General features: G+C 74.8%; 7 protein-coding genes and 1 pseudogene. 2 read left to right on the forward strand and 6 right to left on the reverse strand.

Features of this window, described 5'->3' with window-relative positions:
- Positions 1-36 precede the first annotated feature (36 nt).
- From EIO00_RS14540 to EIO00_RS14565, 6 genes are all read right to left on the reverse strand, one after another.
- Positions 37-1,248, reverse strand: coding sequence for a Dyp-type peroxidase (locus tag EIO00_RS14540; protein WP_140179214.1), 1,212 nt, complete (start codon positions 1,246-1,248; stop codon positions 37-39).
- A 4-nt stretch (positions 1,249-1,252) separates the two neighbouring features.
- Entirely contained in the window at positions 1,253-1,780 is a 528-nt protein-coding gene (locus tag EIO00_RS14545; RefSeq protein ID WP_140179216.1) for a copper chaperone PCu(A)C, read from the reverse strand.
- Positions 1,781-1,961: 181 nt separating this feature from the next.
- Complete coding sequence (locus EIO00_RS14550; protein WP_140179218.1) at positions 1,962-2,522, reverse strand: hypothetical protein; 561 nt, start codon at positions 2,520-2,522, stop codon at positions 1,962-1,964.
- Between the two features lie 318 nt (positions 2,523-2,840).
- Positions 2,841-3,479, reverse strand: coding sequence for a hypothetical protein (locus tag EIO00_RS14555; RefSeq protein WP_140179219.1), 639 nt, complete (start codon positions 3,477-3,479; stop codon positions 2,841-2,843).
- On the reverse strand, positions 3,476-4,882 hold the full coding sequence (locus EIO00_RS14560; protein ID WP_140179221.1) for a selenium-binding protein SBP56-related protein: 1,407 nt from the start codon (positions 4,880-4,882) through the stop codon (positions 3,476-3,478). Before EIO00_RS14560 ends, EIO00_RS14555 begins: the two co-directional genes overlap by 4 nt.
- Positions 4,883-4,947: 65 nt before the next feature.
- Positions 4,948-6,204 (reverse strand): sulfite oxidase, encoded by a 1,257-nt coding sequence (locus EIO00_RS14565; protein WP_140179223.1) that lies wholly within the window; start codon positions 6,202-6,204, stop codon positions 4,948-4,950.
- Between the two features lie 98 nt (positions 6,205-6,302).
- Between EIO00_RS14565 and EIO00_RS14570 the strand changes: the two genes are divergently transcribed.
- Positions 6,303-7,193 (forward strand): AAA family ATPase, encoded by an 891-nt coding sequence (locus EIO00_RS14570; RefSeq protein ID WP_241661354.1) that lies wholly within the window; start codon positions 6,303-6,305, stop codon positions 7,191-7,193.
- 7 nt (positions 7,194-7,200) lie between these two features.
- Positions 7,201-7,539 (forward strand): annotated as a pseudogene (locus EIO00_RS14575) (hypothetical protein); the annotation flags it as partial.

Consider the following 7,539-nt stretch of genomic DNA (forward strand, 5'->3'; position numbering starts at 1 on the left):
GCGGGCGCCGCACCGGACGCCCGCCCGGCACGACGGTCAGCCCAGCAGGCCCTGGCCGATCCAGCCGCCTTCGCCACAACCCGGCGGGACGGCGAAGACGGCCGAGCCGATCGGGGTCGTCCACAGGTTGAGCAGGTCGCCGCCCTCGTCGAGGCGGCGCTGGACGGGGACGAACTGCCGGTCGACGTCGGCCTGGTAGGCGGCGAACAGCAGGCCCGCGTCCGAGCGGCCGTCGGCGGTCGGGCCCTCGTCGTAGTTGTAGGGGCGGCGCAGCATCCGCAACCGCGGGGAGCCGACGCGGGCCAGCCGGATGTGGGCGTTCTCGGCGATCACCGGGAGGCCCGCCGAGTCCACCGCCTCGAAGTCCGGCTCGTCGTGCTCGCGCCGGCCGGTCAGCGGCGCCCCGCTGCCCAGCCTGCGGCCGACGGCGAACTCCTTGCCGGCCGGATCGACCTCGTCCCACTTCTCCAGCTCCATGCGGATGCGCCGCAGCACCAGCGTGGTGCCGCCGCGCAGCCACTCGGGCCCGTCCTGCACCCACACGGCGCGGTCGAAGTCCGCCGTGCCGGGCACGGGATTGACGGTCCCGTCGAGCTGCCCCATCAGGTTGCGCTGGGCGGCCCACCCGGCCTCGACGCCGGGGCTGCGCCGGAATCCGCGCTGCACCCAGCGCACGCGGGCGAAGGCCCGGGCGTCCTTGACCGTCACGCGCAGGGCGTGGGCCAGCGTGATCGGGTCGTCGCAGCAGATCTGCACCAGCAGGTCGCCGCCGCTCCAGCGGTCCTCCAGCCGGTCGACCTTGAACGACGGCAGCGGGCGCACCCCCTCGGGCCGCAGCCTCTCCAGCCCGGCCGCCTCGAACAGCCCGGGGCCGAACCCGAAGGTGAAGGTCAGCCGGGACGGCGGAGAGGCCAGCTCGGGTTCGGGGTCGGCCAGCGCCGGGCGGCCCTGGGTGAGCCGCCGGGCGTCGTCGGTCAGCAGCCGCATCAGCCGGGCCAGCTCCGTGCGCCCGGTGCCCTTGCGCAGGTCCAGGCCGAGGAAGACGGCGTGGGCCTGGGGGAGGGTGGCGATGCCCGCCTGGTGCGGGCCGTGGAAGGGTTCGACGGCCGAGCCGGCGGTGGGCGCGGCGGAGGGGCGGGGATCGGCGGCCCGCTCGTCGGAGCAGGCCGCCAGCGCACCCGCCGCCGCCGCGGCGGCACCGCCCGTCAGCAGCCCCCGCCGGCTCAGACGGTGTCGTGACGGGGTCATCGGATCACCCGTGGTCGTGGTGCTCGGAGGGGTCGTAGCTCTCCTTGGCGCCGGAGAACTCCTTGGCCACCGCGGTGAAGGAGACGGTGGCGCCGTCGCTCAACCGCAGCGTCAGGGGGATCTCGGCGCCCGGTTCCACCGGCCGCTTGAGGTCCATCAGCATGATGTGGTCCCCGCCGGGGGCCAGGCGGTGCGAGCCGCCCGCCGGGACGGTGAAGCCGCCCGGCTTGGCCCGCATCGTCGTGGCGCCGCCGGAGCCGGCGACGACCTCGTGGAGCTCGACCGAGCCCGCGACCGGGGAGGAGCCGGAGACCACCGTCACCGGCTCGCCGGTGCGGTTGACCAGGGTGCCGAACACGGCGGTCGTGCCGGACTCGGCGGCCTTGACCCACGGATCGGTGATCGACAGCGCGACGCGGGGCGAGCCCGCGGCCGGGGCCGCGGGGGCCTCGGCGTCCGCGCCGCAGGCGCTCAGCGGCGCGACGGCCAGCAGCGCCGCGGCGGTCGTCAGGGAGATGCGTCGAAGGTTCATGGAGCGCTCTTCTCTGATCGGCCGGCGGCAGGCGTGCACGGCCCGCCCTGCGGCGGGCGCCGGAGGGAGCCCTGCCGGGGAGGGGGGCGCACGGCTGCGCCGGGACGGGCGTTCAGGTTCGATCGCCCGCACGGCGTGCGCGGGCGGCCGGCCCGCGACCCGGGCCGGGTGACGGCGGTGATCAGAGAGGGCGCGGCGGGCCGCGGCGGCTGACGGCGTGCCGCAGCACGGCCTGCAGCGGCGGCAAGGGCTCGGCGAAGGCCGGCGCCTCCCGCGGCACCGGCTCCGGCAGCGCCCAGGCGAGGACGATCCGCACGAAGCGCAGGGCCAGCCGGTGCAGCGCCGACCACAGCAGCGCCTCGCCCCACGACAGCCACAGGGCGGTCAGGGTCACCGCGCAGCCGTGCAGCACCACCATGACCGCGTCGGCGGGCAGCGGCCCGTGCGCGTGCCCCGCCGGAGGCGCGACGGCCTCGGGGACGGCCGGGGCCGGCGGGGCGGACAGCGCGAACAGCAGGTGCAGCACGACCTGCAGGGCCGCCAGCAGCGGCAACAGCACGTTCACCGACCGTTCCCGGCCCAGCACGGGAAGGGCCGCCGCCAGCGACACGATCAGCCCGGCCAGGACGCTCGAGGGCGGGGGCGCCGCCGCTCCCGTCAGATGCGCCATGACGCCCAGCCCGGTGCAGACCGTGGCGAACACGGTCGCCCGCAGGACCCGGAAAGGCAACGGGGCTGTCATGACGGGACCATCCTCCCACGCGCCCCGGCCGCCCCCTCGGAGGACCCCGGCCCGGGGGAGCGGCCGTGGCCGGACGTCGCCGCACGCCGTCGGCGATCCGTCGGCGGCCCGTCGGCGAGGGCGCGGGCCCGTGCGCCGATCGACGGGCGGAACGGGCGGAACGCGCCCGACGGCGCGCCCATGAGGCGGTGCCCTCCGGCCGGCGCGAACACCGGGTCGGGACGTTCGCGCCTCAGGACCCGGCCGGGCGGGCCGGGGCGCGCACGCCGCCGATCCGATGGTCGCCGGGACGCGCCGGAGACGGGAGGGCGCGGCCCGTCAGGCGGTGAGGACGGTGACGGCGCCCGCGCCGATCAGCGCCAACGCCCAGACGCGGTCCAGGTTGAACCAGGTCCGGCGCAGCACCGTGAGTCCGACGATCTCGTACACCACCACCGCGATCGCCCCGGCCACCAGGAACATCGCGAGGGTGTGCACCCCGGTCACGAAGATCCCCGACATCACGGCGCTGCCCTGGGCGGCGCCCAGCCCGTGATCGTGGCCGCCGACCGCCGCCCCGCCGGACGCGGTGATCACCGGCACCAGCATCAGCCCCGCCCCGTGCACCGAGGACATCAGGAACGACCAGCCCGCCAGCTGCCACAGCGACAGGCGCATCCCCACCCAGCGGAAGTGCCGCTGCGACAGCAGCCGCCACAGGCCGAACCCGACCAGGACCGCGCCGCCGACGATCGCCACGATGCGGGTGGCCACCACCGACTGGGTCAGCGCCACCAGGACGGCGACCACCCCCACCGAGGCGGCGTGGCCGGCGGCGATCGCCGGGATCGACTCCAGCACCCGGGCACGGGCCCTCTCCTGCAGGCCGCGCGCGACCGCGAACAGCCAGCCCATGCCCGGGTTCAGACCGTGGAACGCGCCGAGCGCGACCAGCGCCGCCAGAGATCCCTCGGTCACGGATAGCAGTAGGAGTCCGAGGAGGCGTCCCCGCCCTGCAGCCGGGTCTGGTGCGGGCGCAGCCCCCGGAAGTCGTCACCGTGCGGGAAGAACCGCTCGTCGAACGTCAGGTCCTCGCCCGAGTCGAGCTTGATCATCCAGGCGCCGACCCCGTCGGGGTAGAACTGGTCGTCCCACGCCCCGTACAGCGAGTTGGTCACATACACCCGCTTGCCGTCCCGGCTGACCTCCACCATCTGCGGTCCGCCCGCCAGCGGCAGGTCGGGCGCCGCCGGGTGCGGCGTGCGGCGGGTGATGCCGCCGATCCGCACCGACCCGGCCTCGACCGGGTGGAAGGGGTCGGACACGTCGTAGCGCTTGAGCTCCCCGGTGCCCCAGCAGGACACGTACAGCCACTTGTCGTCCACCGACAGGTCGATGTCGGTGACCAGCGGCGGCACCGCCCCGAAGGGCTCGATCACCGGCGGCAGGGCGGCCCGGTCGTCGGGGCCCGGCGTCTCGGCGGGGATGGTGATGACCTTGGTGGCGGCGAACTCGTCGCCCTCGCGGTGCCACAGCCACACCGAGGCCGACAGGTCCTCCACGTTCACCACCACGCCGACGAACCCGTACTGCTTGGTCGGGTCGTGGGCGGGCCGCAGCTCCAGCACCATCTGGTGCTCGTCGCCCAGGTCCACAGTCTGCACGTGGCGGCGCTTGCGCAGGTCGAAGAAGTGCAGGGAGTGGCCGTACTTGCGGCCCAGCAGCAGCTCGCCGACCACCCCGTCCTCCACCATCGACGGGGTGCCCCACTCGGAGGTCACCAGCACGTCGTGGGCGATGTGCCACCAGGCGTCGTAAGCGAGGTACTGCGGCCCCCGGTCGACCTCCCAGCGGCCCAGCACCTCGAAGGAGTTGTGGTCCAGCAGTGCGATCCCGCCGGGGCCGTCCTCGCCGTTGGCGCCGCCGAGCGCGGTCACATACAGCCCCTCCGGGCCGCAGTGCACCGTGTGCGGGCGGGAGTAGCCGGCGCGCTTGGCCAGCTCCTCGGGCTCCAGCACCTTGACGATCTGCGGGCTGGTGGGCTGCTCCTTGGTGTCGAGGACGTAGATCCGCGAGGACCGCAGCCCCGGGACGATCAGGTAGCGCCGCTCCACGTGCGGGTGCGGCGAGGAGGGGCACAGGGAGCTGGAGCAGGCGTTCCACCCGAAGTGGTGCAGCTCGTCGCCGGGGTAGGGCAGCTCGGTCCAGCCCACCACCTGGCCGTAGGAGCCGGAGTCGGGGTCGACGTCCAGCACGGCGATGGCGTCGGGCTTGGCGGCGGAACGGTCGAAGGCGGCGACGTAGGCGAGCTTCTCGGGCGGGGCCGCCGCGGCGTCGCGGGGCGAGGGGTAGAACGTCGGGTCGGGCTTCCACAGGGCCATGAAGATCCTCCCGTTGTCGGCTGCATCGTCACATCGGGTGACCGCACCGGGCTATACCGGTGAGGTCAGACCACCGTGACCGGATGCCGCGCGACGGCGTCGAAGAGATAACCGAGGGTGTTGAACGGGGTGGTGTCGGGCTGGGTCGCGCCGGTCTCGTCGGTGGCGCGCGCCAGCAGCTCGTGGGCTCCGGGCCGCGGGCGTCGCCAGCGGTACTCCCACTGCACCCAGCCGTGCTCGGCGCGCGGTCCGCGCAGGACCGCCGGGCGCCAGGTCGCGCCGCCGTCGGTGCTCACCTCCACCCGCCGAATGCGTCCGTTGCCCGACCAGGAGCGGCCGGTCAGGCGGTGCTCCCGGCGGTGGGGCAGCCGGGCGTCCCAGGGCAGCTCGAAGGCGCTCTTGAGGCTCAGCCGGGTGAGCGGCGCGCTGCCCTCGGGCGGGTGGTCGGGGCCGAACAGCCGGTAGTAGCGGGTGTTCCAGGGCGAGAACAGCGGCGTGTCCGACACCTGGATGTCGCCGACCCACTTGATGGACGCGATCCCCACCCAGGACGGCACCACGACGCGCACCGGGAAGCCGTGGTCGGGCGGCAGCGGGCGGCCGTTCATCTCGTACGCCAGCAGCACGTCGTCCAGCGCCTTCTCCACCGGCAGCGGACGGCGCACCCGGCCCAGGTTCTCGCCCCCGTCGACGTAGTCGGCGTCCAGGCCGCGCGGCATCACGTCCACCGCCCGCTCGGTGATCCCGGCGCGTTCCAGGACGTGCGCCAGCGGAACCCCGCGCCAGCGCGCCACTCCGGCGGCGCCCAGCAGCCAGGGGGTGCCGGACACCTGCTGCCCCTGCTGGCGGGTGAAGAGGGCGCGGCCGTTGCCGGTGCACTCGATGGTCACGGTGCGGGTCACGGCGGGCAGCGCCAGCAGGTCCTCGTAGCTGAACTCGACGGCGTTCTCCAGGGCGGGGGAGCCGCGCAGGCCGGTGCCCCACACCTTGAGCCGCCAGGTGCGCACGTCGATCCGGGGGGTGGCGACGTGGTTGCGGACGAAGAACCGGTCCGCGGGGGTGAAGTAGCCCTGTCCCCGCATCGCCTCCCAGCGCATCTCGGCGTTCGAGCCGTGGACGATGAACAGCTCGGGCGGCAGGGGCTTGACGATCGGGGGGTCGTCGGCGCGGGCGGGGCGGGCCAGGACCGGTCCGGCGCCCATCGCCAGCCCGGCGCCGGCGGACGCCTGCAGCAGACGTCGGCGGGTGAGGGATGACGCGATGAGCCGATCTCGTGACCGTGCGTGTTCGTAGGTGGCCTCGTTGGTGAGGTCGTCGTCCATGGCACCCGATGCTGGGGCAAGAATACGATAAAGTCAATCGGCTTTATAGGAAATTTCGGTGCGTTCCACAACGGGGTTTCGGTCAGTAGCCTGATCGGGTGACTTGCGACGCCGCGGGCATCGGCTCTCCCGACGAGCTGGCGCGGCTGCTGGAGGAGCACGGCTACCTGGCCGACGAGGGACTGGCCACCGCCGCGTTCCTGGCCCTGCGGATGCGCCGTCCGCTGTTCCTGGAGGGCGAGGCGGGCGTCGGCAAGACCGCGCTGGCCGCCGCGCTCGCCCGGGCGCTCGACGCGCCGCTGATCCGGCTGCAGTGCTACGAGGGCCTGGACGCCGCGCAGGCGCTCTACGACTGGGACTTCCCCCGCCAGCTGCTGCACCTGCGGGCGGCCGAGGCGGCGGGGGTCACCGACGTGGACCGGCTGGAGTCCGAGCTGTACGACCGGCGGTTCCTGCTGGCCCGGCCGCTGCTGCGCGCCCTGGAGACCGCGCCGAGCGTGCTGCTCATCGACGAGGTGGACCGGGCCGACGACGAGTTCGAGGCGTTCCTGCTGGAGATGCTGTCGGACTTCGCCATCTCCATCCCGGAGCTGGGCACCGTCCGCGCCGCGGAGCCGCCGTCGGTGGTGCTCACCTCCAACCGGACCCGCGAGGTCCACGACGCCCTCAAGCGCCGCTGCCTCTACCACTGGCTGGAGCACCCCTCCTACGAACGGGAGGTCGCCGTCATCCGGCGACGGCTGCCGCACGTCGCCGACCGGCTGGCCGAGCAGGTCGCCCGCGCCGCCCAGCGGCTGCGCGCCGAGGACCTGCTCAAGCCGCCCGGGGTGGCCGAGAGCCTGGACTGGGCCCAGGCGCTGGTCGCGCTCGGCGCCCGCGATCTGGACCCCGACAGCGCCGCGCTCACCCTCGGCGCCGTCCTGAAGTACCGCGAGGACCAACGGCGGGTGACCGCCGGCGGCCTGGACGTCCTGCTCGGCGGGGGCTGAGCCGCCGATGCGGACCGTCACCGAGACCATCGCGGGCTTCGCCCGCACGGTGCGGGCCGCCGGGATCGCCGCCGACCCCGAACGGGTGCAGGCCATGCTGCGCGCCCTGGAGCACCTGGACGTGCTGGATCCGTCCGACGTGTACTGGGCGGGCCGGCTGACGCTGTGCTCCGACCCCGCCGACCTGCCGCGTTATGACCGTTGCTTCGCCGCCTACTTCTCCGGGGCGACCGCCTCTCCCGCCCGCCGTCCTCCGCCGCCCGCGCCGGTGCTGCGGCCCGCCGGCGCCCCGGCCGCCGATCCGCCGCCGGGCGGGGCGGGAGAGCGGGCCGACCCGCGCCTCGCC

The sequence above is a fragment of the Thermomonospora catenispora genome (assembly GCF_006363815.1).
GTDB classification, from domain to species: Bacteria; Actinomycetota; Actinomycetes; order Streptosporangiales; family Streptosporangiaceae; genus Thermomonospora; species Thermomonospora catenispora.